The organism is Mesorhizobium sp. M1D.F.Ca.ET.043.01.1.1, assembly GCF_003952385.1.
GTDB lineage: Bacteria > Pseudomonadota > Alphaproteobacteria > Rhizobiales > Rhizobiaceae > Mesorhizobium.
Map to the genome: position 1 here is coordinate 6,634,185 of NZ_CP034444.1, position 24,544 is coordinate 6,658,728.

Here is a 24,544-nt window from a genome sequence, read left to right on the forward strand (position 1 = left end):
TCGCGCGTGAAATCGGGTAGAGGGTTGAAGTCGGTTGCCGCCGTGGCGCTTGTGTTGACGCTCGCCGGCTGCGCGGCACTGGGGGGCAAGCCGGCGCCGCTCGATACGTTCGAGCTTTCCGCTCCGTCGGTCGACATGCACGGCCACAGCCGCCGTCAGATCCTGATCGCGCAGCCTTCGGCGCTGAAGGCGCTGGACAGCCAGAACATCGTCATCAGGCCGTCCGACCAGTCGATCCAGTTCCTCAAGGGCGCGCAATGGGCGGACCGCCTGCCGCTGATCGTGCAGGCAAGGCTCGCCGAGACCTTCCAGCGCTCGGGCAGCTTCGCCGGCGTCGGCAAGCCGGGCGAGGGGCTGGCGATCGACTACCAGATCATCGCCGAGGTCCGTTCCTTCGAAGTCCGGGTCAATGGCGGCGAGCACGCCGAGGTCGAGCTGTTCGTGCGCATCCTCAACGACCGCAACGGCGAGGTGCGCGCCGCCAAGAGCTTCACAGCGAGCGCGCCGGTTTCGGGCGGCGGCAACGCCGCCTATGTCGGCGCGATGGACAACGCCTTCGGCCAGGCGGCCAAGGACATCGTCCGCTGGACGGATACGGTGATCTGAGCGACCGATCGAACAGGGCAATTGCCCGGAAACAACCGGACATGAAAAAAGGCGGGCCTTGGCCCGCCTTTTTCATGTCCTTTCGATCCGCTTGCTCAGTGCAGGCGGCCGCTGGCGTGGGCCAGCATGGTGTAGACCTTGCCGGTGTCGGACGTGAGATAAGTCTGCGCCATGATGTTGTCGCGATCGTTGCGCGAGACGTCCTTGAGCAGCTTCTCGAAATCGTCGCAATAGCGGTCGACGGCGGCACGGAACTCGGCCTCGGCCTGATACTTGCGGCGGATCTCGTCGAAGGTCTGCTGGCCCTTCAGCGTGTAGAGCCGGCGCGTGAACACGTCGCGTTCGCCACGGCGATAGCGGTTCCACAGCTCGATCGAGGCGTCGTGGTCGATGGCGCGCGCGATGTCGACGGACAGCGAGTTGAGCGATTCCATGACATGCAGCGGCGTGCGCTGTGCAGGCGCTGCGCGCGGCGCTTCGGCGGGCGCTGCCGGCTTCAGATCCTCCTCGCGCGAGGCGTTGGTCAGCAGATCGCGCACCCAGCCGCCCTGCGGTGTGCGGCCGTTCGGATCGCGGCGCGGCGCCTCGGCGGGGCGCTCGAGATCGAGCGTGCCGCGCAGCGTCGCCTCGCCGAGCGGTGCCTGCGGCGCGCGACGTTCCGGCTGCGGTTGCGGCTGAGGCTGCGGCGCCGGCGGACGGCGCAACGGCTGCTCGGCGGGGCGGGCAGGTGCCTGAGGCGCCGGGCGCAATCCGCGCGGCTCGCCGGCCTCGCTGCTGCCGCTGCGGCCGGATTTCGCAACGATATCCGACAGTTCCTTGAGCGCGTTGATCTGCTCGGATACGGCGCGGCGGATGGCAGAGGTCGATTCCTTGGCCTCCTCCGGCATCTCGATGACGCCCTTCTTGAGCTCGGCGCGGGTCAGGTCCAGCTCGCTCTTGATGGAGCCCGCGGTGCGCCGCATCTCCTCGGTCGCGTCGGCGAAGCGCCGCGTCGCCGAATCGACGACCTCGGCGATGGCCGTGCGGATCTTCTCCGCCGATTCCATGGTGCGCCCTTCGGCGGTTTGCATCGTCTGACTGACCAGACTCTCGAATGAGCGCATCACCTTCTCGAGGTCTTCCGACTTCTTGACCAGTCCGACGGCGAGATCCTCGAGCGAGGATTGACGCTCCAGCGTGTGCTCCAGATTGCTCTGCGCGGAACCAAGCAGATTGGAAGCGCTGGACAGCAGGCGGCTGTGCTCGTCGAACTTGGTCGCGATCGAGGCGACCTCGCGCAACGTCGCCGACGACAGATCGGTGAGCCGAGTCGTATTCGAATCGACGAGACGCGCCGAACTGGCGAAGGTTTGCGCAGCCTTTTCCGTGGTCGAGGCGAAGCTCTGCGTGCTGCCGGTCAGGCGCTCCTCGATCTGGCCGAGGTTAACGGCAGCCTGGTCGATCAGCTGACCGAGCTGTGCGCTGGAGTTGCCCATGCGGCCGATGAGGTCGGCAACGCTTTCGGCCAGCGTCGAGCGCGCGCCTTCGACGGCCGAAAGCGTCTCGGCGGTACGGCTGGCGAGCGCATTGACGAGGGCCGCGTTTTCGCTGCGCAGCTTCTCGGTTGCCCGTTCGGTGACCTCTTCCATGCTCTTTTGCAGCTCGGAACCGCCCTGGGCAAAGCGCTCGACCAGGGGACGCGCCGTCTCGTCGAGGATCTTCGACATCTCGGCGGAGCGCGCCGCGAGCATGGTGTTGAGCTCGCGGGTGTTGGCGCCGATGGTCTTTGCCGCATCGTTCGTGCTCTGGCCGATATGCTGGCCGACCGCCGTGAAGGTCTCGGCGATGACGTTGGCGCGCGAGATGAGCTGCGCCTCGGCGCTGGAGACCTGATCGTTGAGCTTCTGGCCCATGGTTTCGGCAGTGGAGGCGAGGCGGTTCTCGACGCTCGCCACCTGCTCTTCGACACGGGCAGCCGCCGCAGCGGCGCTTGAGGCCAGCCGCTCGTCGGCGCCGGCGAGCGCCTGCTCGATCTCGCGGGCATGGACGGCGAGTTCCTGACCGGTCTGCCGGGCGCGATCGGCGACGCGCTGTTCGGTGGCGGCGAACGCGCCGACAATGGTGTCGGTATGTTCGCCGATGCTCGAAGTGCTGCTGGCGATGCGCGACACCAGGCGGCTGTCGGCGTCGTCGAAGATGCGGGCAATCTCGGACGCCCGCGACGACAACGCTTCCGAGCCTTCCGCGATGCGCGAGATCAGATGCTGGTCGGCGGCATCGAAGATGCGGCCGAGATCGGAGGCGCGCGCGGCCAAGGCTTCGGCCGATTCGGTGATGCGCACGCTCAGCCGTTCGTCGGCGCCCTCGAAGTTGCGCAGGATGTCGCCGGCGCGAGCCGCCAGCGACTGGGCCGTCTCGACCGCGCGAGCGACCAGCTTCTGGTCGGCGGCGTCGAAAGTGCCGGCGATCTCGCCGGCGCGGGCGGCCAGCTTGTCGGCAGTTTCCTCGGCGCGGGCCATGAGCGCGTTGGACGCATCGTCGGCGCGGGCCATCAGCATGCTGGAGGTGTCCTGAGCACGCTCATGCAGACGGCGGTCGGCCTGCTCGAAGGCGTTGGCGATGTCTTCGGCCCTGGCGAGCAGCGCGGCCGAAGTCTGCTCGGCGCGTTCGGCGATCTGCTGATCGGCGTCGCTGAAGGCGGCTCCGGCCTGCTCATGCAGGGCGCTTGTGACTTCCATCACCTTGTCGCGCAGCGCGCCGGCAACGAAGACGGCGGTCTTTTCGAGGACGCCGCGCACATTGTCGACACCGGTCGAGAGCGCCCGCTCCATGGTGCTGGCGCGCTCTTCGATGATGCCGGTCTGGCGGCTGAAGGCCTGCTCGATCTTCTCGACATCGGCCGCGATCGCCGCCGAGATGTCGCTGCTCTTGGCGGCGATCTGGTCGATGTGGCCGGACACCGAACGGTCGACGTCCTTGCGCGCATCGGCGAGCTTGGCGAGATCCTCCTCAAGGGCGCGAGCCAGCGTGTTGCGCCCTTCGGACAGCTTGCCGACATGACCGGCGATGATGTCGTCGATCTCCGAGCGGCTTTCCGCCAGCTTCTGCAGGTCGGTTTCGAGCGCACGCTTGAGGATATCACGGCCTTCGGCAAGCTTCTCGACCTGGCCGGAGACCAGCCCGTCGATGCCGGCCCGGCTTTCGGCCAGCTTGGCGAGATCGGCCTCGAGAGCCCGCGTGAGCACATCGCGGCCCTCGGCGAGCTTCTCGACCTGGCCGGCAACGAGGCCATCGATCGAGGAGCGGCTTTCGGCGAGCTTGGCAAGATCCGCTTCGAGCGCCCGCTTGAGGATGTCGCGGCCTTCGGCGAGCTTCTCGACCTGGCCGGCGACCAGCCCGTCGATCGAGGAGCGGCTTTCGGCCAGCTTGGCGAGGTCATCCTCCAACGCCTTCGACAGCGTCGCGCGGTCCTGCGAGAGCCTGTCGACGTGAGTCTGCATGAGACCGCTGGCATTGATCATGTCGGAATCGAGGGCGTGCGACAGCTCGGCGCGATGGTCGCTGATCTTCTGCGAATGATCGACGATGGCGCCCTGGATGGTGTTGAGGTCGGCTTCCAGCGCGCGCTTGAGGATGTCGCGGCCTTCGGCGAGCTTCTCGACTTGGCCGGCGACCAGGCCGTCGATCGAGGAGCGGCTCTCGGCGAGCTTGGCCAGATCGTCCTCGAGCGACTTCGACAGCACCGAGCGGTCCTGCACAAGCCGGTTCTGGTGGTCGGAGATCGCGCCGCTGACCGTCTGCAGGTCGGCTTCCAGAGCCTTCGACAGCTGCGCGCGGTCGTCCAGCACCTTGTCGGAGTGTCCGGCGATGGCGCCCCTGATCGTGTTGAGGTCCGCCTCCAGGGCGCGCTTGAGGATGTCGCGGCCTTCGGCGAGCTTCTCGACCTGGCCGGCGACCAGACCGTCGATCGAGGCGCGGCTCTCGGCCAGTTTGGCGAGGTCGGATTCCAGCGTCTGCGACAGCAGGCTGCGGTCCTCGACGAGCTTGCCGGCATGACTGTCGATCAGGCCGCGGATGCCGCTCAGGTCGCCTTCCAGCGCGCGGCTGAGCTCGCCCCGATCCTCGGCGAGCTTGGTCGAATGGGTCTCGATCAGGTTCCTGATGCCGATGATGTCGGTCTCGAGTGCCTTGGCGAGCACCGCGCGCCCTTCGGCGATCTTCTCGACCTGGCCGGCGACCAGGCCGTCGATCGAAGTGCGGCTGTCCGCCAGCTTGCCGAGGTCAGCTTCCAGCGCGCGCGCCAGAATGTTGCGGCCCTCGGCCAGTTTGCCGACATGACCAGCGACCATTTCATCAATCATCGTGCGGGCTTGCACGAGTCTGCCGGAGTCTTCGTTCAAGGCCTGGGAGAGGCGGTTGCGACCCTCTTCGAGCTGTTCGAGATGGCTGCCCAGCGAAGCATCGATGGCGGCGCGCGACTCGTTGACCTTGCGCAGGTCCTCTTCCAAGGCGCGCGAGATCAAACCGCGGCCTTCCGACAGCTTCTGCACCTGATTGGTGACGGCGGCATCGATCTCGGCGCGACCCTCGGCGAACTTCGCCAGGTCCTCCTGCATGGCGGCGGCCATGCGGTCGCGGCTTTCGGAGAGCATGCGGCTGTGGTTCTCGACGGCTTCTTCAATGCCGACACGAGCATTGGCGAGCCGCTGGATGTCGGAGTCGAACGAGCGCGACACGACGTGTCGGGCGGCCTCCATGCGTCCGGCGAAATCGGTGGCGCGGGCTTCGAGCATGGATGAGGTCGACGAGATGATATCGGCCATGTCTGCGCCGATCTGCGTCTTGCCCTGGTCGATCATCGCCGACAGCTGGTCCTTGCTCTCGGCAAATGTGCCGGCGATCTCGCGCGCACGTTCGACCAGGGTCTCGTTGATCTGGCGGGCACGGGCCTCGAGCGCGGCATTGAGCTTCTGCGTGCCGGTGTCGAGCGCTTCGGCGCGGGTCTGGAACTCGCCGATCAGCGCCTGGCCGCGCTCGGCCAGCGTCCGCTCGATGCCGCTGAGGCTCGCTTCGAATTCGGAGCTCAGCGAACGCGCGGCGCCGCCGAGCAGCGAGACCATGCCGCTGGTGCGGTCGTCGAGCAGGTCGGTCAGCGAGCGGGTAAGGCCGTCGGTGGTGTCGGTCAGCTTGGCGATGCGGGTGTCGAGCAGGCTGGCGAAGGCCTCACCCGAGGTCGACAGGCGGTCGGTGATCGAATCGAGCCGGGTTTCGACCGAATCGAAGATCGAGGTCGAGCTTTCGTTGATGCGGTCGATCAGCGTGTCGCCGGAATTGTTGATCGTCATCGACAGCTTGGTCGAGGCGTTGAGGATCGAGTCGCGGATGATGTCGCTGGCCGAGCCGATCTCGTCGCGCAGCGTCTCATGGGCGCCGGCGATCGAGGCGCGCACACGCTCGGCATGGGTGACGACCGCTTCGCGTTCGCTGCCCAGCCCGTCAACCAGCGAGCGGATGCGGGCCTCGTTCTCGGAATAGGAGCGCTCGATCTGGCTGACTTCGCTGTGGACGAGCGTTTCGAGCTCGACGGCGCGCGCCAGAGTGCGCTCGATGCCTTCGCCCATGGCCGCCACCTCGCGGCGCACGGCCTGGCCGATCATCATGACGCGATCCTGGGCAAGGTTTTCCGGCTCGGCGAGGCGGAAGGCCACTTCGGTCATCGATTGCGCGGCAAGGCGCATTTCCTGCGCGCGCCGGATCATCGCCGCGAAGGCCCAAAACAGAATGACCGGGATGATCGCCGCGACCGCCAGGCCGATCAGCTCGGGACGGGCGAAGAACTGGTCGAAGGTGCGGATCTTCCAGATGCCCGAACCGAACAGAAGGTTGGCGAGGCCGCCGGCGCCCGCAATCCAGGCGAGAGAAATGAACGCTACGACCCAGTAGACAGTGCTCGACGCACGCCGGTTGAGGCTGTGCAGAAGCGTCCGGTAATCCTTCTGGCGGTCATCGTTTGCCGGCGTGAAACCGGCGGGAGCAGGCGTGAAGCCGGCCGGCTGCGGACCGCGCGATTCGACCGGCCGCAGCTCAGCCGGCTTAGGCTGAGGCGCCGCCTTCGCGGCCTGAGGCTCATTTGCCGGCTCAGCCCTCTGGCTGCGGCCTTCGCGCGCCAGTTCGTCCGCGGCGGCCGAAATCTGGGCTTCGAGATCTTCCATCGACGCGACCATGTCGAGCCCGCCTTCGCCGCCGTTAAGGTCAAGGTCAAGCGCCTTTTCCAGTTCCGCGGCTACGTCGCTCTCGAGGGATTTGGTCGTCGTCGGTTTCTTAGCCATGCCTTCGCTACCCTGTACTAGCTGCCGCGGGACTTATGATTTTGGCCTGATTCTGGCTTGTCTGGTCCCAGACAGGAGGCTGAAAATGGACGTTCGTATCGTAATGACACACAGGGGTAAAGAAAACATGCATTCCGGGCGATACGTAAAACTTTAAATATAGGGTTAACGGAGGCGTGATTTGGGCTGCCTCCGTGACAACATTTTTCCAAGGCAACCGTTAACCCGATGGCGACGCGGGTCGCCTATTTTTTTGGCGGCGAGCCGCCTTTTGCAGGAGTTGCAGTGCGTATGCGTGGTGACATTGGAATCGCGTTTTCCATGCCCGGCGGCGACGTGTCGGGAACGGCAGGGTCGCGACCTGTGGATATGGCACATCTTGCGCGGCAGACGATGGATGATCGCGCGCTCGAACAGGAGGTGCTGGCGCTCTTCGTGCAGCAGGCGCTTTCGGTGCGCGACAAGATCCTCGATGCCGATGCCAAGGAACGGGTGCTCCTTGCACACAGCCTGAAAGGCTCGGCGCGCGGCATCGGCGCCTTTGCCGTCGCCGAATGCGCCGCGGCAATCGAAAAGCAGCCTGAGGACGCCCGCACCCTGAAGAAGCTCGGCATTTTGATCGAGGAAGTGCGGGACTTCATCGCCGCCATCAGCCGCTGAAGCGTGGTGCTTCAGAGGATTCGAGCGACGCGCTTTCCAACCGGCCGCCGCCTTACGGGCGGCAACCGCCCACCTTCTGAAAAACGTCATTTGGTGGCGTTTTCCCGCCGCAGTTGACTTGTCCGGTGGAGTGATTATCTCCGCTGCGACTCCTCAGGTGACCAATGACCAAGCTGACTTACATCGCCAATGACGGCACTCAATTCGACGTGGAAGCCGAAAACGGGTCGACCGTCATGGAAAACGCGATCCGCAACGCGGTGCCGGGCATCGAGGCGGAATGCGGCGGCGCCTGCGCCTGCGCGACCTGCCATGTCTATGTCGACGAGGCTTGGACATCCGAGGTCGGCGAGCCGGAGGCGATGGAGGAGGACATGCTGGACTTCGCCTATGACGTCCGGCCGAATTCGCGCCTGTCCTGCCAGATCAAGGTGCGCGACGCGCTCGACGGCCTCGTCGTGCGCGTGCCCGAACGCCAGGGCTGAACCAACCCTCCGTTTTCCAATTTTGCGCCTGGCTGCTTGGCAGCGGGCCGTAGCTCATGCACTGTCCCGCGGTTTTCCCAAAACGGGGCGGAGCTGATGACGGACACTATCAAGACGGACGTACTTATTGTCGGGGCAGGGCCGGTCGGCCTGTTCGCCGTGTTCGAGCTCGGCCTCTTCGACATGAAGTGCCATCTCATCGACATCCTCGACCGTCCCGGCGGACAATGCGCCGAGCTCTATCCGGAAAAGCCGATCTATGACATTCCCGGCTGGCCGATGATCACGGCGCAGGGGCTGGTCGACAAGCTCATGGAGCAGATCCACCCGTTCAAGCCGGATTTCACCTTCAACCGGATGGTTTCCAGCCTCGAAAAGCTCGAGGACGGCACCTTTCGCGTCACCACCGACGAAGGCGAGGTGTTCGAGGCCAAGGTGGTGGTGGTCGCCGCCGGCGGCGGTTCGTTCCAGCCCAAGCGCCCGCCCATCCCGGGCGTCGAGGACTATGAAGGCAAGAGCGTCTTCTATTCGGTCCGGCGCATGGAGGATTTCCGCGGGCACGACCTCGTCATCGTCGGCGGCGGCGATTCGGCGCTCGACTGGACGCTCAACCTGCAGCCGATCGCCAAAAGCGTGACGCTCGTCCACCGGCGGCCGGAGTTCCGGGCAGCGCCCGACAGCGTCAACAGGATGTACGCCATGCAGGAGATGAAAGAGCTGAAGTTTCTGGTCGGTCAGGTGAGCGGCCTCGCCGGCGCCGGTGGCCAGCTTTCGTCAGCGACCATCAAGGGCGGCCCGGATGGCGATGTCGAGGTGCCTTGCACGCGCATGCTGCCGTTCTTCGGCCTCACCATGAAACTCGGGCCGATCGCCGAATGGGGGCTGAACCTGCATGAGAACCTGATCCCGGTCGACACCGAGAAGTTTCAGACTTCGGTGCCCGGTATCTTCGCCATCGGCGACATCAACTGGTATCCCGGCAAGCTCAAGCTGATCCTGTCGGGCTTCCATGAAGTCGCCCTGATGGCGCAGGCGGCAAAACGCATCGTCAGCCCCGGCGAGCGCATCGTCTTCCAGTACACGACCTCGTCGACCAGCCTACAGAGGAAGCTCGGCGTCCACGACTAACGTCATCATTCGGCGAGCACGGGCGCGGCGTCCACCTCCTTGCCGCGCAGCGGCTTTTCCGGCATCAGCGCCAGCGCGATCAATGCCAGGACGAGCGTGATGCCGGCAGCGAGGAAGATCATCACGAACGGCATCGCCGAGGGCAGCTCGAGATGCGCTTGCGAGGCCTCCGCGGCTAAAGGCAGGCCATAGCCGAGCGCGACGGCGCCGAGCATGGCGACGCCCAGCGCGCCGCCCAGCGAACGCAGGAAGGTCAGGACGCCGGTCGCGACGCCGAGATGGGCGCGATCGACCGCATTCTGGACCGAGACGGTGCTGACCGGATAGGTCGTGCCGCTGCCCAGGCCGATGAGGGTCGTCAGGATTTCGACTTCGAGCAGCGAGGCGTGTCCCGCAATGGCGCTGAGCACGCTGATGCAGACGATCGCCAAAATGAGGCCGACCATGGCGATGCGCTTGTAGTGGACGAAGCGCGGGATCATGCGGCCGCTGAAGGTGGCGCCGGCGACGGTGCCGAGCAGGAGACCCAGCATGGCAGTGCCGGACTCGCTGACCGAGAGCCCGACGACCGACTGCAGATAGACCGGCAGATATACGGACGCGCCGATGTTTGCCGCCTGCAGGAGGAACAACGACAGTGTGCCGGCGAGCACGATTCGATTGCCCAGCACTTCGAGCGAGATGAGCGGCTCGGCGGCCCTCACCAGCCGCAGCGCGAACAACACCCAGAACACGGCCGAGCAGGCCACCAGGCCGAGGATTTCCGGCGAGAACCATGGATAGGTGCTGCCGCCCCAGTTGAGCGCCAGGAGCAGCAGCGCCGTGGCGACCACCAGAAGCACCGCGCCCAGCCCGTCGATGCGGTGATGCTTGGCCGCGATCGGCAGCTTCTTCAGCGGGTTGTTGATGATCGCCATCGCCAGGAAGCCGATCGGCAGGTTGATCCAGAAGATCAGCGACCAGTGCAGGTGCTCGGCGAAGACACCGCCAAGCAGCGGACCGGCGACACTGGCGACGGCCCAGGTGCCGGCTATCCATGCGGCGTAGCGCGCCCGTTCGCGCGGCGGCACGAGGTCGCCGATGACGGTTTGCGCCAGCGCGAACAGACCGCCGCCGCCCGCGCCCTGGATCGCCCGTCCGATGACCAGCACCAGCATGCTGGGGGCAAGCGCGCTGACCAGCGATCCCAGAAGGAAGATCAGGATGGCGGCATAGATCACCGGCCGGCGGCCGTAGACGTCGGAAATCTTGCCGTAGAGCGGCGCCATCGCGGTCCCCGTCAGCAGGTAGCCGGCCACGATCCAGGGCAGATATTCGGCGTGGCCGAGCGCACGCGCTATGGTCGGCAAGGCAGGCGCGACGATGGTCTGGTCAAGCGCCGCCAAAAGCATCGACAGCAGCACGCCGCCGATGATGGCGTTCTTCTCGCTCTCGCTGATCGGCGGCGAGGCGGATGTCGCCATCGTCGTGCGATTGTCGACGGTCTGGTCCATGCGTCATTCTTTCAAGGTCTGGTGCGCCGCCGGCGAGAAGCAGTCGACGCGGGGGCGTTATCCGCCTGTCGTTCGTGTCGTGTGTTGGCAAGGTCAGCCAGACGGAGAACCCGATATATGTCGTTCGGTATAGGCCGTTTTCGACCACCGCTCGAAAGTTTTTCGAAGCTGGCACCATGTTTCGGCGGGATTGGCTTTCGCCGGCACCGCCGCTCCGAATGGTCAAGCCGGCGGCAACTTGCCGCTTTGGATGCGCTGCATCCGGTAGCGCAGAAGCCGGATGATCCGGCTCTCGAAGTTGACGCCTTCGACACGGTCGAACTGAACCTGGGCGCGATCGTGCTTGGCGAGGACGGCGGCGGAAATCTCGGCGGCCTTCGCCTTCGCGGCTTCGCAGGTCTTTTGCGGATACGTCGCCTTCAGCGCGTCCTCGAGTTCGCGTGCATGGTTCTTGGCGATCTCGACGTGGCGCTCCTCGTGGCGCTTGATGTCGGCCGACAGCGTGTCCCAGAACAGCCTGACCTCCGGCTCGGCCTTGCGCGGACGCCGCCATTCCGGGAGGATCACCTTGACTTTCACAGTGACCTGCGCGTTCGCGATCCGGCAGGAATCCGCCGTCTGCGCGTAGCTGACCCGGGTGGTGAAAGCCATCTGCGTGGCGCCTGGGTGCCTGGAGCCGGTGCTCTTCACTTCAGGGCCGTTCTTCGTCAGCTGCTTTTCGATGTCGTCCAGCGTGCGGCCGCCGACGCTGAAATAGCTGTAGGACTTGACCAGATTGGCTGCGCCGGCCGGCATGGCGGCGAAAGTCAGCATCAGGACACAGAGCAGGGAGCGGTTCATCATGTTGCCTCTTCTTGCACCTTGCTTTACGGGCCTTGCCAGCGCAACGGAATTGATTTCGCGCGGATCACGCATGGTTGATGGACAATGACGACAAGGCGGTGGCAGCTCGCGCATGGACGCCATCTCGACCTCGGCCCCAAGGCAGTCGTGGTCGGCATCCTCAACGTCACGCCGGACAGTTTTTCCGACGGCGGTCTGTTCATCGCGCCGGAGAAGGCGATAGCCCAGGCGCGTCGCATGGCGGAAGAGGGCGCGGCCGTCATCGATGTCGGCGGGGAATCGACGCGGCCAGGCTTTGCTCCGATCAGCGCCGAGGAAGAGCAGGCGCGGGTGCTGCCGGTCATCGAGGCGCTTGCGGCATCGGGCGAGGCGCTGATCTCGGTCGACACCTATCGCGAGGATACCGCGCGGCGAGCCGTTGCCGCCGGAGCGCATATCGTCAACGATGTCTGGGGACTGCAGCGCGAGCCCGGCATCGCGCGGGTTGCCGCCGAGACGGGCGCCGGGCTGATCATCATGCATACCGGCCGCGAGCGGCAGAAGCTGCCTGATGTGATCGAGGACCAGTTCCTGTTCCTGCGCAAATCGCTGGAGATCGCGCGCGCCAGGAATGTTTCCGATGGACAGATCGTGCTCGACCCCGGCTTCGGTTTCGCCAAGGAAACGACTGAGGAAAACCTCGACCTGATGGCGCGGTTCTCGGAGCTTCAGGCGCTCGGCTTTCCGCTGATGGCGGGGACGTCGCGAAAGCGTTTCATCGGCGGCGTCACCGGACGCGAGCCGGCCGAGCGCGCGGCCGGCACCGCGGCCACCAGCGTCATCCTGCGGCTGAAGGGAGCCGATCTTTTTCGCGTCCATGATGTCGCAATCAACGTGGATGCGCTGGCGGTGGCCGATGCTATGCTGGCACGCGAAAACGACCTTCCGCCCGGACGCTGACCATGTATGTCATCCGCATGAAGAACTGCGCCTTCTTTGCCCGGCACGGCGTGCTGGACGAGGAGGAGACGCTTGGCCAGCGGTTCTATGTCGATGCCGAGCTGACCGTCGAGCCCAGCCGCCCGCTGGAGGAGGACTCCATCGAGGACACCGTCAACTATGGCATCGCCTTCGCGGTCATCGAGAAGATCATCACCGGACACCGCCGCTTCCTGATCGAGGCGCTGGCGCTGGAAGTGGCGAAGGCGCTTGCCGCGCGGTTTCCGCAGATCAGGAAGGCCGAGATCACGGTGCGCAAGCCGAACGCCCCGGTGCCGGGCGTGCTCGATCATGTCGAGGTGACCGTTGTCTGGCCCCAATAACGCCGTCTATCTCAGTCTCGGCGGCAATCTCGGCGATCCGGCGAAATCCATGGTCGCGGCATTGCGCATGCTGGACGGCGACGACAGGACACGCGTCACCGCCGTCTCCTCGCTCTACCGCACGCCGCCCTGGGGCAAGCTCGACCAGCCGGATTTCCTCAACGCCGCGGCCGCGATCGAAACGGCGCTGTCGCCGCGCGCGCTGCTCGATCTTTGCCTCGACGTCGAAAGGCGCCTGAAGCGGGTGCGCGAGGAGCGCTGGGGGCCGCGCCTGATCGACATCGACATCCTGGTTTTCAGCGACCGTGTGATCCACGAGACCGGGCTCGAGGTGCCGCACCCCCGCATGCTGGAACGGGCCTTCGTGCTGGCGCCGCTGGCCGAGATCGCGCCCGACCTTGCGGTCGGCGGCAAAAGCGTGTCGGAGCGGCTCGGCGCCGTGGATGCATCGGGGATCGAACGGCTGCCGTCCGGCCGCGAGTGGTGGCTCAATCAAAGCGCGTAGCGATCTTTCAGATTCGCTCCATGCGCTTTAGAGTTTGATTTTGCGCATGTCCTTGTCCCGAAAGCGGGACCACTTTCGGGAAACATGCCTTAACTCTGAAACTGATCAGCCGGAGAAACCGCCGCCGTCGAGAAATGCCTGTTCCTGGGGTGTGGTTTCGCGACCGAGCATCTTGTTTCGGTGCGGAAAGCGGCCAAAGCGCTCGATGATTTCCAGGTGCTCCTTGGCGTATTTGAGATCGTCCGGCGCCCTGGCGGCGATCAGATCCACCCCCCGCTTCTGATCGCCAAGCGATTCCGAATGCTCGAACGGAAGGTAGAGGAAGACGCGCACGATTTCGTCGAGCGCCAGATCGTGACCTGCGGCAATCGCTTTGTCCGCGAAGTGCCTGGCCAGCGAATCGGTGGCATACATGTGCCCGGTGCCGCGAAAGCAGTTGCGCGGGAATTGGTCGAGCAGGATCATCAGCGCCAGCGATCCCTCGGCATGGGCGTTCCAGTCGTCGCATTCACGCCTGGCGGCGGCATGGTGCAGCTCCAGGAAGCGGCTGCGGAAATCGGCGTCGAAGGCGTCGCTCTTCTCGAACCAGGCGTCCTCGCCGGCATCGCGCCAGAATCTGGTGACGGAAAGCGCTCGCGGATCGAGTTCTGCCATGCGTTGCCTTTCAGCTCTGCGTTTCGGCCTTGTTCAGCACGCCGGCCGTCTCTTCGTTCAGCGCCCGGCCGGCACGGCGCGGCTGGGTAAGCGGCGTCGGGATCGGCGTGCCGATATTGCCTTTGAGGAAGCGCTGGCCGGCGCGCACGCCCTCGGCCAATTGCGTTTCAAAGCGGGCTTCGTCGCGGCGGCGGACATCCTCGATGACCTCGGCGACCTCTTCCGGGTCGACGCCCAGCGCTTCCAGCGCCGAGCCGCCGAACACAAGCGCCGATTCGAAGGTCTCGCGCAATTGATAGTCGACGCCTGCGCGCACAAGCTGCAGCGCGGTGCCGCGGTCGAAGGCCCGCGCCAGGATGGTGACCAGCGGGAATTCGGCCTTGATCAGCTGCGCTATGCGCACTGCCGCGTCTGGCTTGTCAACGCAGATCAGCACGGCGCGCGCCCGGCCGGCGCCGGCCGCATGCAGGATGTCGAGCCGCGTGCCGTCGCCGTAATAGACCTTGAAGCCGAAATCGGCCGCCGCCTGGATCATTTCGACCTCGTTGTCGATGATCGAGACGTCGAGGCCGCGCAAAAGCAGCGGCTGGCTGGCGATCTGGCCGAAGCGGCCGAAGCCGATGATCAGCACGCTGCCTGTCAGCCCGTCGGCGATGTCGACGCCTTCAAGCGACTGCTCGTCGCGCGGCGTGAGATAGCGCAGCGCCACGATGGCGAGGGGCGTCAGCACCATGGAGATGATGATGATGGCGGTCAGCGTGGCGTTGGCGCGGCCGTCGATGATGCCGACCGCGGTCGCCGAGGAATAGAGCACGAAAGCGAATTCGCCGCCCTGCGCCATGAAGACCGCTCGTTCCAGCGCCTCGCGGTGGCCGCTCTTGAGCATGCGCGCGACGATGTAGATGCCGAGCCCCTTCATGATCATGTAGGCGACGACGTAGATCGCGACGAGGCGCCAGTTCTGGGCGACGACGCCGAGATCGAGAGACATGCCGACGGCGAGGAAGAACAGGCCTAGCAGGATGCCGCGGAACGGCTCGATGTCGGCTTCGAGCTGGTGGCGGAAGGTCGATTCGGAGAGCAGCACGCCGGCGAGGAAAGCGCCCATCGCCATCGACAGGCCGGAAAGCTGCATGGCCAAAGCCGATCCCAGAACGACCAGCAGTGCAGCGGCGGTCATCACCTCACGGGCGCGGGCATCGGCGAGGATGCGGAACAGCGGGTTGAGCAGATAACGCCCCGCCACCACCAGCCCGACGATCGCCGCGATGCCGATGCCGACCTCGGTCAGCCGCTCGGACAGGCTGGTCTCCGCGCCGCCCGGCGCCAGGAAAGCAACCAGGGCCAGAAGCGGCACGATCATCAGATCTTCGAGGAGAAGGATCGAGACGATGCGTTGACCCTTGGGCGTGGCGATCTCGCCGCGCTCCTCGAGCAATTGCATGACGATCGCCGTCGAGGTCAGCACGAAGCCGGCGCCGGCGACGAAGGACTGCGCGATCGGAAAGCCTCCGGCCAGGCCCACAAGCGTCAAGAGAACCGCGCAGACGCCGACCTGCAGCGCGCCGAGCCCGAAGATTTCGCGGCGCAGGCCCCAGAGCCGCGACGGCTGCATTTCGAGGCCGATGATGAACAGGAACATGACGACGCCGAGCTCGGCGACGTGGAGGATGGCTTCCGATTCGGAAAAGACACGCAGGCCGAACGGCCCGATCACCACGCCAGCAGCGAGGTAGCCGAGGATGGAGCCCAGCCCCATGCGCTTGAAGATCGGCACCGCGACCACGCCGGCAGCAAGCAGCGCCACCACCTGTACGAGATCGCTGCCCGATGCCTCAGCCGCCATTCCTGTCTTCCCGTTGTCTCGGAGCACTCCTTGCATGCAGGAGGACCGAGAGGCAAGGGCGACGAGCATGACGGGAAGAGCACGGACCTTAGGCGGGAAACAGACGAGGAGCCTGGCGGCAAACTCCTGTTGCAGCCTCGTTACACAAGTTTACGAGAGCTGGTCGTTGCGTGATCCCACAATCAGCGGTTAAGGCACGGTCGGCTTCGGCCATTGGAAGGCAGCGGCGATGGGCCGCTGCCTTTTTTGAGGAGATGACTGACATGAGGAAGTTTTTGCTCGTTGCCGTCGGTGTTGCGGCGCTGGCCGCCTCGGCGTGCTCCAAGGGGCCGGAGTGCACGCAGGAGATGGCAACCAAGAAGGCGCAGGACATGACCGCCGCGCTTCAGGAAGCAATCACCAAGGATCCGACCAAGGCGGCCGATCTGACGGCCAAGGTGCAGGCCGTGACGACGAAATATCAGAACGCCACGACGCTTGACGAAGCCTGCAAGGCTTATGACGAAGTGACCGCCGCCATCAAGGGTTGAGCGAAGTCAAAACGAAAGAAGGCGGTGGCCATAGGCTGCCGCCTTTTGTTTGCCTGGCTGAGCGCGTTTGCTCAGTTTTTCGCGATGGAACCGACCTCGACCGTGTCGATCCGCTTCAGGCTCATGCCGATGACCGGCACCAGTTGCTTGTTGACCCGCACGGCGACCGTCACGGTCATCGAATTGTCGTCGGGGACGCGCGCCTGCATGACGCCGTTCAACTGATTGCGGTTGATGGTGAAAACGACCTTCTGGGGATCGACGACATTGCCGCCGACGATGTCCATCCCGTTGCCGGTCGAACCGCCCATGAAGTTGCCCTTGTAGCCATCCCGACCCCGGCGTTCGACGGTCGCGGACATCTTCTGGGTGAAGACGCCGACCCGGCAGTCGCCGTCAAGTGTCATGCCGACCTTGCCGTCCGGCGTGGAGCCGTTGAAATTACAGGTGAATTTCGTGCCCTTGTATTTGCCGGCGATGATTTCGCCGGGGCCCACCCATTTGCCTTCGACCGAACGGAAAAACTGCTTGTCGGGCTCTGCTCCAAAGGCCCTTTCGGCAAGGCCGAGCGGCGCGGCGACCGCAGCGGTCATGACGCAGGACAAGATTACGCTTTTCATCGACGACACCCGGCACGAACGAGTCTGCTGTTGGAACCAGAGTGACCATGAAGAAGATTGGTTAATGCTTCGTCACTGGCGGCCGTTTCTGCATTTACCTTACTTCTCTGCCTTATTGCTCGCTTTGGCCCTCCTTGCGGGTCGCGAACGAGGTCAATGCCGAGAGGAAATCGCCTAGTCCCGGTCGCTTTGCCGCGATGAAAGGCAGCGGGCGCGTCGTCTCCATCGCCGCGATGCCGATGCGCGCGGTCATCATGCCGTTGACCACGCCTTCGCCAAGCTTTGCCGAGAGCTTCGCCGCGAGGCCGTGGCCGACGATCTGCTGCACGAAACTGTCGCCGACGGCGATCGAGCCGGTCACCGCCAGATGGGCGAGCACACCGCGCGCCAGCCGGAAGAAGCCCAGTGTGCCGGGACGGCCGCCATAGAGTTCCGACAGGCGCCGGATCAGCCTGCCTGCCTCGAACACGACATAGGCGACGTCGACAAGCGCGCGCGGGCTGACCGCCGTCACCAGCGAGACGCGCTTTGCGGCCTCCAGGATCATCGTCTTGGCGCGGGCATCGAGCGGCGACAGGATCTCGGTCTCGGCAAGCCGCACGAGGTTGCCGCCGTCGATGATTTCGCCGCGCAGTTCGGCGAGCGCGCGGCGGCCGGCCGCGGTCTCCGGTTTGGCGGCGACAAAGGTGGAAAGCTCATCGACCAGGGCGCGCGCGGCCTTGGGGTCGTCGCGCGCCACCGCATCCAGGGCCAGCCGCTGCAGCTTCTCGACTTCGGCGAGGCGCGCTACGGCTAGGAATTCGCGGATGAGGATGACGAGCAGCGACAAAAGCGCGATCGCCGCCACGCCGGCCGCCAGCCAGCCCAACCATTCGGCGCGCGCGAAGAGGTCGCGGATGAGCTGGTCCGTCCACAGGCCGATCGCAAGCGAGACAAGCACCCCGAAAGCGCCGAAAAACAGGCGTGCCAGCAGCGAGCGTCTCCTTGGGGCGGTCGCCGGCGGCGGCGCGGCCTGCTCGATGTCCGGCTCGTCGAAGACGTCGATCTCGGAAGGAATGACGACGGCGACGTCGGACCTGGCGGCGCGTGGCTTACGCACGGGCTGTTCATCCGCACCATGCTTATGCGGCGGCTCCCGCCTTGGCGTTGCCTCCGGCTCGATGCGGAAGGCTGCCGGTTTGCGGGGCGCGGTCATGCCAGATGATCTCCGATCAGGAACTGCAGCGCGCGGTCGAGCCGGATATGCGGCAAGGACAGCGTGACGCCTTCGGCCGTCCGCTCGAGCTTCGGCGGGCGGAAACGCACGAAGCGGATCGCCGGTTCGGTGTCTTCAGGCTGCGGCCCGGAATGGTCGAACACGGCATCGGCTTTCTCCGGCAAGTCACCGGGAAATATGGCTGTTTCGGCTTTGCCGTCGAATGTCTCGCCGTTGATCTTCTCGCCTTTCAATGGCGTGCCGATGATCACCGGCAGCGTTTCGCGGCCTTGTTTGACCGTGCCTTCGCGGGTCGAGCGCACCGCCGCCATGGCTGCCACATCGACATCGGCGCCGCTGAAATTCGCCCGCGCGACGGCCCGATCGGCCAGCCTGCGCACGATCGCCTGCAGCCGGTCATGGCTTTCATGGTGCAGTTGGTCGGCCTTGGTCGCCGCCACCAGGATGCGGTCGATGCGTCTGGAAAACAGGTCGGTGACGATGTTGCCGCGCCCGGGCCGGAAACAGGAGAGGATCTCGGTGACGGCCCGCTCCAGATCGGCCATGGCGGCCGGGCCGGCGTTGAGCGCCTGCATGGCGTCGATCAGCACGATCTGCCGGTCCAGGCGGGTGATATGCTCGCGAAAGAACGGTTTCACGACATGCGTCTTGTAGGCCTCGTAGCGGCGCTCCATCATCGCTTGCAGCGATCCGGAACGGGGGCGTCGATCCGACAGCCTCATCAGCGGCGCAAAGGTCAGCGCCGGCGAGCCTTCGAGATCGCCCGGCATCAGGAAACGGCCGGGCGGCAGGGTCGACAGCGCGCGTTCGTCGAGCTTGCAGGCCCTGAGATAGGCGGCGAAGCTCTCGGCGAGACGACGCGCGGTCATTTCGTCGGCGTCGGCGTCCGGATCGATCTTGGCGGCCTGCGCCAGCCAGTCCTGCGACAGGTCGGAGCGCACGGGCAGAGACGCCAGTTCGACGGCCTCGCGCGAGAAATCGGCGAAGGATTTGCCAAGCAGCGGCAAATCAAGCAGCCATTCGCCCGGATAGTCGACGATGTCGACCGACAGCTTCCCAGCCGAAAACAGGCGGTTCCAGCCGGAGGCCGACTCGTATTCGATGGTCAGCCGCAGCTCGGAAATGGCGCGCGTCGAATCCGGCCAGGCGCGGTCGTCGACCAGGGCCGCGACATGGTCCTCGTACTGAAAGCGCGGGACGGCGTCGTCCGGCTGCTCCTCGAGGAAGGCGCGGGCGATGCGGCCCGATTTCTGCGCCTCGAACAGCGGCAGCCGCCCGCCATGGATAAGGTTGTGCACGAGAGCGGATATGAACACCGTCTTGCCAGCGCGGGAAAGACCGGTGACGCCCAGGCGCAGCGATGGAGAGAAGAGCCCCACGGCCCGGCCCGACAACGTGTCGAGCGCAATCCTTGCCTCGTCGGTGAAAGTGGTCAGCGATGATGCCAAATTTGCCTCTGGGTCGTCCGTCGGGCCCGATATAGGCCTTGGGCGAGGCGTTTGAAATGGTGTCAGAGATCGGCGGGAGTGAGAAAGGCCTCGAGATAGCCGTTGCCCTGACCTGCTTCACCGAGATTGCCGGGAAAACGCACGACGGCGAGGCCGGAGGTGGGAAAACCGTGGTTGAGCATGCCGCGCGCGGCCTCGTCGCCATCGCCCGACACCGCCATGGCGAGGTCCTCCGTCATCGGATTGTGGCCGATGACCAGCAACGAGCCGGCCCCGCCATTCTTGCGGATGATGTCGAGGTAGCCGGCGGCATCCTCGCTGTAGAGCGTGTCGAAGAACAGCACCCGGCCGGTGTCGGTGCGGGCCGCAATCGCTTCCAGCGTCTGCCGCGCCCGCTTGGCGTTGGAGCAGAGCGTGACGTCCGGCACGTAGTCGCGGGTCCGCATGGCATCGCCCATCGCCTCGGCATCGGCCATGCCGGATTCGTCGAGCGGACGATCGAAGTCGCGCACGCCCGGCAGCGCCCATCCGGCCTTGGCATGCCTCAACAGATAAAGTCTGCTCAACCGGCTCCCCCTTTGTGCTGAATGCGCTGAGCGTTTTGGCGATTAGTCACCAGAACGGCGTCGTGCACAATGGTCGACGACGTGCAACCGCGCCGATTCGCTGATGAATTCGACACTGGCCGTTGAGAAGAGGCTGTTGCGAATGTCTGCCGCCGCGAGACTAACAATTGCGTGAAACTGTTGCCGTTTACGCTTGTGCAGCCCCTTGTCCGCGAATATATAGGCGCCAAATTTGGGGTTGTTGGGTGAGTCGAATGAACGACATCGTTACCGCCGATTACGTACCCTCCGAAGACGAGCCGTTCATGAACGAACGGCAGAAATCTTACTTCCGCATGAAGCTTATCACATGGAAGAACGATATCCTTCGCGAAGCGCGTGAAACCCTCGAAATCCTCCAGCAAGAAAACGCCAACCATCCCGACCTGGCCGACCGCGCCTCTTCCGAAACCGACCGTGCCATCGAACTGCGCGCCCGCGATCGCCAGCGCAAACTCATCTCGAAAATCGATTCGGCGCTGCAGCGCATCGACGAAGGCACCTACGGCTATTGCGAGGAAACAGGCGAGCCGATCGCGCTGAAGCGGCTCGACGCCCGCCCCATCGCGACGCTGTCGATCGAGGCGCAGGAGCGCCACGAGCGCCGCGAGAAGGTCTACCGCGACGATTGATGCGGATCGCATGAATTGAAAAATGGCCGGGTTTCCCGGCCATTTTCTTTTCCGACCATAGGTTTAGAGCCGGTCGAGGCCCAGTCAACGTTTGTGGCTGGCCAACTCGCCGAGAAGCTTGGTCATCTCGTCGTCGAGCGAAGGTTTTGCCGCCGGCTTGCTGATCGCCGGTTTGGGATGCGACTCCTCCAGCGATGCCTCGAGTTCGTTCATCAGCGTATCGTCGATCGAGTCGTTGGAGGGCGGTGGCGGGGCGTGTCGGACACTGCCATTCGGCGTTCCATAGGCAGGGAGCGGCATGACTTTCGCGGTCGGCTGACTGGGGGCGACCGGCTTGGGCGCGGAGGTCACCGTGCGCGGCCGCGCCGTGGGCTCTGTGACCGGAGCAGGCGCAGGCGCCGGAGATTGCCTTGCCGGCGCCGGCGCGGGCTGCGGCGCCCGCGGGCGCGGCGTGGCGGCCTGCTGCTGGCCGCTGTCGCCGGTCAGCGCCGGGCGGCGGGGCGCCACCAGCCTGATGTCGCGTTCGACCACGACGTCCGTCGGGCCGCCGATAAGGATCAGGTGTTCGATATCGTCGCGTCGCACCAGCACCAGGCGGCGGTGGCTGTCGACGGCGGTGGCGTCCATGACGGCGAGCCGCGTCTTGCGGTTCCTGCCGCCGGCAACGAAGGTGCCGAAAGTCAGGTTGCGGACGACCTTGATGACGAGGAGGACGACGACCAGCAGGACAAGGGCTGCAAACGTCCACAGGATTGCTGCGACATAACCCGGACCCGCCACGCTATCCAGCCACTGCAGCATCGGTGCACCCAATCGCCTTCCTGAGGTGAGGCGACACTAGACCGTTGGGACTAGCGACCGCAAGTTCGCATCACGCATCGTGAACAGTTTGAAACATGATTCGTTGATTTTATCGGACATTTGCCGCCGGGGCCTTTTCCGCTACAGGAGAATGTGATTCAACCGGCCGTTCGCGGGTGTCGGGGCATCGGAATCACGAGCAGGGGGCACATGGCCAAGGAAACGCGCGGCGATTTCTATCCGGTACCGATCGTCGACCAAAACACGCGTCCGGGCGCCGTCGCAAGGCTCATCGTCTTCATCGTCGTTTTGACCGGCGCCGCGGTCGTCTTCGGGCTGTTCCGCGAGCGTCTCGGCGATCCGTTCCTGCTCGGCATGCTGGGCGTGCTCGCCATGATCGGCGTCGGCTTTCTGTTCGCGACGGCGATCGGCTTCGTGCAGATCGCCCCGCGTTCGACCGGCGACGAACTGTCCAAAGCCTTCGTCGATTCGATGTCGCAAGGTCTCCTGGTCACCGACACCAAGGGCCGCGTCATCTACGCCAACCGGGCCTATGCCGACATGACGGGCGCCGCTTCGGCGGCGGACCTCAAGACGGTCGAGGGGCTGCTTTCCGATGTTCCCGAGGCCTCGATGACCATCTACCGGCTGGCGTCCGGCCTGCGCGACGGCCAGCCCGGCGACGGTGAATTCCGCCTGGCGCAGTCGATCAAGCCCGGGGCCGAGCCCGGCGCGCGCTGGTATCGCACCCGGGCCCGCGCCTTCAACGTGCCGGGCCAGCGGCTGCCGATGCTTGCCTGGCAGATCGCCGACATCTCGCAGGAGCGGGCGGAGCAGGAGCGCTTCTTCCTCGACCTGCAAAAGGCGATCGACCATCTCGACCACGCGCCGGCCGGCTTCTTCTCGGCCGACCAGGAAGGCCGCGTCACCTATATCAACGCCACGCTTGCCGAATGGCTGGGCATCGACCTTGCCAGCTTCACTCCGGGCGCGGTCACGCTGCCGGAGATCGTCGCCGGCGACGGCATGGCGCTCGTCCGCTCGGTCAAGGCGGATCCCGGCACCACGCGCAATGCCGTCATCGACCTCGATCTCACGACAATGAGCGGCCAGGCGCTGCCGGTCCGCTTCATGCACCGCGTTTCGGCGAGCCGCGAAGGCGTGAACGGGCCGACGCGCACCATCGTTCTCAACCGCACCCAGGGCGAGGACGCTTCCGCGGACCTGCGCGCCTCGGAGGTCCGCTTCACCCGCTTCTTCAACTCGACGCCGATGGCGATTGCCGGCGTCGATCCCGGCGGGCGCATCCTGCGCACCAACGCGCCGTTCCTGTCGCTGTTTTCGTCCGTCGTCGACCGCGACGCGGTCGACCGGCGCGTGCGCTTCGAGACCGTCGTGCATGAGCGCGACCGGTCGGCCTTCGCCGCCGCCTTCGAAAGGGCGCGGCAGCGGCAGGCCAATATCGAGCCGATCGACTCGCTGCTGCCCGGCAATGAGGAGCGCCACATCCGCTTCTACGTCAACGCGGTCGCGGACGGCGCCGGCGGCGAGGGAGTGGAGGAGTCGGCCATCGTCTACGCCGTCGAGACCACCGAGCAGAAGGCGCTCGAGGGCCAGATGGCGCAGAGCCAGAAGATGCAGGCGGTCGGCCAGCTCGCGGGCGGCATCGCGCACGACTTCAACAACGTGCTCACCGCCATCATCATGGCGTCGGACCTTCTGCTCACCAACCACCGGCCGTCGGACCCGTCCTTCCCCGACATCATGAACATCAAGCAGAACGCCAACCGCGCGGCGTCGCTGGTTCGGCAATTGCTCGCCTTCTCGCGCAAGCAGACGCTGCGGCCGGAAGTGCTCAACCTGACCGATGTGCTCGCCGATCTGCGGATGCTGCTTGCCCGCCTGGTCGGCAACGACATCAGGCTGAAGATCGACCACGGCCGCGATCTGTGGCCGGTCAAGGTCGACATCGGCCAGTTCGAGCAGGTGGTGGTCAATCTCGCCGTCAACGCGCGCGACGCGATGCCCGCCGGCGGCGACCTTACCGTGCGCACCCGCAACGTCGCCACGGAGGAGTGCAAGTCCTTCGCCTATCGCGAGCTTGCGCCGGCCGACTATGTGCTGGTCGAGGTCGAGGACACCGGCAGCGGCATCGCGCCGGACGTGCTGAAGAAGATCTTCGAGCCCTTCTTCACCACCAAGGAGGTCGGCAAGGGTACAGGCCTTGGCCTCTCGATGGTCTATGGCATCATCAAGCAGACGGGCGGCTTCATCTATTGCGATTCCGAAGTCGGCAAGGGAACGGTGTTCCGCATCTTCCTGCCGCGCCATGTCGCGGAGGCAAAGAAGGTTGTCGAGGCAGGCGAGACGGCAGCGGCTTCGGTGCCCGCCAAGCCGGTCGACAACGCAAAAGACCTGTCCGGCTCCGCAACAGTGCTTCTGGTCGAGGACGAGGATGCCGTTCGCATGGGTGGCGTCAGGGCGTTGACCTCGCGCGGCTACACGGTGCACGAAGCGTCTTCCGGGGTCGAGGCGCTGGAGGTCTTCGAGGCCCTCGGCGGCAAGGTCGACATCGTCGTGTCCGACGTGGTGATGCCCGAGATGGACGGCCCGACGCTGCTCGGCGAGCTGCGCAAGCGGCAGTCGGACATCAAGTTCGTCTTCGTTTCCGGCTATGCCGAGGACGCGTTCGCCAAAAACCTGCCGGCCGACGCGCATTTCGGCTTCCTGCCCAAGCCCTTCTCGCTCAAGCAGCTGGCGACGATCGTCAAGGACGTGCTGGAATCCTAAAACAGCTATCGCTTGCACATTGCTGCGACCCTGCCATGATGGAGATCGATGGGTCCGATCATGGGGGTGATAG

The 24,544-nt window shown here is 65.3% G+C and carries 20 protein-coding genes; 10 read left to right on the plus strand and 10 right to left on the minus strand.

From position 1 onward, the window contains the following. The first annotated feature begins 6 nt into the window (after nt 1–6). On the plus strand, nt 7–606 hold the full coding sequence (locus EJ067_RS31925) for an ABC-type transport auxiliary lipoprotein family protein (RefSeq protein WP_126089059.1): 600 nt from the start codon (nt 7–9) through the stop codon (nt 604–606). Nucleotides 607–701: 95 nt separating this feature from the next. On the opposite strand, the gene EJ067_RS31930 is transcribed toward EJ067_RS31925, so the two are convergent. Next, nucleotides 702–6,914, minus strand: a complete 6,213-nt coding sequence (locus EJ067_RS31930) for a kinesin (protein ID WP_126089060.1) — start codon at nt 6,912–6,914, stop codon at nt 702–704. 291 nt (nt 6,915–7,205) lie between these two features. Between EJ067_RS31930 and EJ067_RS31935 the strand changes: the two genes are divergently transcribed. The 3 genes from EJ067_RS31935 (at nt 7,206) to EJ067_RS31945 (ending at nt 9,187) form a co-directional block, all read left to right on the plus strand. Then, the gene (locus tag EJ067_RS31935; protein ID WP_126089061.1) at nt 7,206–7,574 is read left to right on the plus strand and encodes an Hpt domain-containing protein; all 369 of its coding nucleotides are present in this window, start codon (nt 7,206–7,208) and stop codon (nt 7,572–7,574) included. Between the two features lie 164 nt (nt 7,575–7,738). Then, nucleotides 7,739–8,059, plus strand: a complete 321-nt coding sequence (locus tag EJ067_RS31940) for a 2Fe-2S iron-sulfur cluster-binding protein (RefSeq protein WP_126089062.1) — start codon at nt 7,739–7,741, stop codon at nt 8,057–8,059. A gap of 96 nt (nt 8,060–8,155) precedes the next feature. Beyond that, complete coding sequence (locus tag EJ067_RS31945) at nt 8,156–9,187, plus strand: NAD(P)/FAD-dependent oxidoreductase (protein WP_126089063.1); 1,032 nt, start codon at nt 8,156–8,158, stop codon at nt 9,185–9,187. Between the two features lie 5 nt (nt 9,188–9,192). Here the strand turns inward: EJ067_RS31945 and EJ067_RS31950 are convergent, their stop codons facing one another. Both EJ067_RS31950 and EJ067_RS31955 read right to left on the minus strand, forming a co-directional pair. Further along, a complete protein-coding gene (locus EJ067_RS31950) occupies nt 9,193–10,680 on the minus strand; it encodes an MDR family MFS transporter (protein ID WP_126089064.1) in 1,488 nt (495 codons plus the stop codon). 222 nt (nt 10,681–10,902) lie between these two features. Beyond that, nucleotides 10,903–11,523, minus strand: coding sequence for a DUF922 domain-containing protein (locus EJ067_RS31955; RefSeq protein ID WP_126089065.1), 621 nt, complete (start codon nt 11,521–11,523; stop codon nt 10,903–10,905). Between the two features lie 84 nt (nt 11,524–11,607). Between EJ067_RS31955 and folP the strand changes: the two genes are divergently transcribed. From folP to folK, 3 genes are read left to right on the plus strand one after another with little or no spacing between them, the layout of a single operon-like run. Beyond that, entirely contained in the window at nt 11,608–12,462 is an 855-nt protein-coding gene (gene folP / locus EJ067_RS31960) for a dihydropteroate synthase (protein WP_126089066.1), read from the plus strand. A 2-nt stretch (nt 12,463–12,464) separates the two neighbouring features. Next, complete coding sequence (folB, locus tag EJ067_RS31965) at nt 12,465–12,824, plus strand: dihydroneopterin aldolase (RefSeq protein ID WP_126089067.1); 360 nt, start codon at nt 12,465–12,467, stop codon at nt 12,822–12,824. Then, a complete protein-coding gene (folK, locus tag EJ067_RS31970; protein WP_126089068.1) occupies nt 12,808–13,329 on the plus strand; it encodes a 2-amino-4-hydroxy-6-hydroxymethyldihydropteridine diphosphokinase in 522 nt (173 codons plus the stop codon). Before folB ends, folK begins: the two co-directional genes overlap by 17 nt. 105 nt (nt 13,330–13,434) lie before the next feature. Here folK and EJ067_RS31975 read toward each other — a convergent pair whose 3' ends face one another. Both EJ067_RS31975 and EJ067_RS31980 read right to left on the minus strand, forming a co-directional pair. Next, complete coding sequence (locus tag EJ067_RS31975; RefSeq protein WP_126089069.1) at nt 13,435–13,983, minus strand: DUF924 family protein; 549 nt, start codon at nt 13,981–13,983, stop codon at nt 13,435–13,437. 10 nt (nt 13,984–13,993) lie between these two features. Next, on the minus strand, nt 13,994–15,829 hold the full coding sequence (locus EJ067_RS31980; RefSeq protein WP_126089070.1) for a monovalent cation:proton antiporter-2 (CPA2) family protein: 1,836 nt from the start codon (nt 15,827–15,829) through the stop codon (nt 13,994–13,996). Between the two features lie 263 nt (nt 15,830–16,092). Between EJ067_RS31980 and EJ067_RS31985 the strand changes: the two genes are divergently transcribed. Beyond that, on the plus strand, nt 16,093–16,359 hold the full coding sequence (locus EJ067_RS31985) for a hypothetical protein (RefSeq protein WP_126089071.1): 267 nt from the start codon (nt 16,093–16,095) through the stop codon (nt 16,357–16,359). Between the two features lie 71 nt (nt 16,360–16,430). On the opposite strand, the gene EJ067_RS31990 is transcribed toward EJ067_RS31985, so the two are convergent. The 4 genes from EJ067_RS31990 to EJ067_RS32005 form a co-directional block, all read right to left on the minus strand. Further along, nucleotides 16,431–16,952, minus strand: coding sequence for a hypothetical protein (locus EJ067_RS31990; protein WP_245468362.1), 522 nt, complete (start codon nt 16,950–16,952; stop codon nt 16,431–16,433). Nucleotides 16,953–17,091: 139 nt separating this feature from the next. Further along, nucleotides 17,092–18,174: a TIGR01620 family protein gene (locus tag EJ067_RS31995; protein ID WP_126089073.1), complete on the minus strand. Its 1,083-nt coding sequence runs from the start codon at nt 18,172–18,174 to the stop codon at nt 17,092–17,094. After that, nucleotides 18,171–19,643 (minus strand): YcjX family protein, encoded by a 1,473-nt coding sequence (locus EJ067_RS32000; protein ID WP_126089074.1) that lies wholly within the window; start codon nt 19,641–19,643, stop codon nt 18,171–18,173. Before EJ067_RS32000 ends, EJ067_RS31995 begins: the two co-directional genes overlap by 4 nt. A gap of 62 nt (nt 19,644–19,705) precedes the next feature. Next, nucleotides 19,706–20,209, minus strand: a complete 504-nt coding sequence (locus EJ067_RS32005; RefSeq protein WP_126089075.1) for a histidine phosphatase family protein — start codon at nt 20,207–20,209, stop codon at nt 19,706–19,708. A gap of 254 nt (nt 20,210–20,463) precedes the next feature. On the opposite strand from EJ067_RS32005, the gene dksA reads away from it, so the two are divergent. Continuing rightward, nucleotides 20,464–20,880 (plus strand): RNA polymerase-binding protein DksA, encoded by a 417-nt coding sequence (gene dksA, locus EJ067_RS32010; RefSeq protein WP_059185643.1) that lies wholly within the window; start codon nt 20,464–20,466, stop codon nt 20,878–20,880. Between the two features lie 84 nt (nt 20,881–20,964). On the opposite strand, the gene EJ067_RS32015 is transcribed toward dksA, so the two are convergent. Continuing rightward, nucleotides 20,965–21,681 (minus strand): flagellar biosynthetic protein FliO, encoded by a 717-nt coding sequence (locus tag EJ067_RS32015; RefSeq protein WP_126089076.1) that lies wholly within the window; start codon nt 21,679–21,681, stop codon nt 20,965–20,967. 210 nt (nt 21,682–21,891) lie between these two features. On the opposite strand from EJ067_RS32015, the gene EJ067_RS32020 reads away from it, so the two are divergent. Continuing rightward, on the plus strand, nt 21,892–24,471 hold the full coding sequence (locus tag EJ067_RS32020) for a PAS domain-containing sensor histidine kinase (protein WP_126089077.1): 2,580 nt from the start codon (nt 21,892–21,894) through the stop codon (nt 24,469–24,471). Nucleotides 24,472–24,544: the final 73 nt, after the last annotated feature.